This is a genomic window from Candidatus Hakubella thermalkaliphila, assembly GCF_013281975.1.
GTDB lineage: Bacteria > Actinomycetota > Humimicrobiia > Hakubellales > Hakubellaceae > Hakubella > Hakubella thermalkaliphila.
In genome coordinates, this window is the sequence record NZ_BLRZ01000386.1 from 1 (window position 1) to 757 (window position 757).

The window sequence follows — 757 nt, forward strand, 5'->3', positions numbered from 1 at the left end:
CAAACAGGGGGGTGATTTTTAGCAAAGCTTAATGATGTCCAACTCACGCAAAGATCAATAAGATAGATGGGATTTTAGGGGAGAAGTTGACAAACTCTTGTCTGTGACTTCCGTGGTTGAGTTTTTGACAATACCAACAAACAAAGGGGGTAAGTGTTATGGAAAATGGGCGAAAATCTATTGACTCTCTCATGACCGAGGAGAGGAGATTTCCTCCTCCGCCGTCAATTAAAGCCAATGCCTACATAAATACCGAAGAACAGTATAAAGAGATGTGGGAGAAGTCAATTAAAGACCCGCACGGTTTCTGGCTGGAACAGGCAAAAAGCCTATCCTGGTTCAAAGAACCAACAAAAAGTCTGGAATATATATGGGACACAAAGGCTCGCAAAATAGAGCATACCTGGTTTGCCGACGGCAAATTAAATGTTTCTTATAACTGCCTTGACCGTCACCTGGGAACACCAACTGCAAAGAAAAGAGCACTAATCTGGCAGGGTGAAGCGGAAGATGCCGTTAAAAATATCACCTATGAAGAGCTACATAAAGAAGTCTGCAAATTCGCCAATGTTCTGAAATCTAAAGGAATCAAAAAAGGTGACCGGGTTGCCATCTATATGCCAATGGTGCCTGAGCTGCCAATAGTAATGCTTGCCTGCACTCGTATTGGTGCAATCCATTCAGTTATTTTCGGTGGCTTCAGCGTGGATGCAATTCAAGGTCGCGTTAATGACTCAGACTGCAAAATGCTTATTAC

1 protein-coding gene is annotated in these 757 nt (G+C 42.9%); it reads left to right on the top strand.

The features are described from left to right. Positions 1–158: 158 nt before the first annotated feature. Positions 159–757: AMP-binding protein (locus HW443_RS12315; RefSeq protein ID WP_176238348.1), on the top strand; the 599-nt coding region annotated here is incomplete at its 3' end.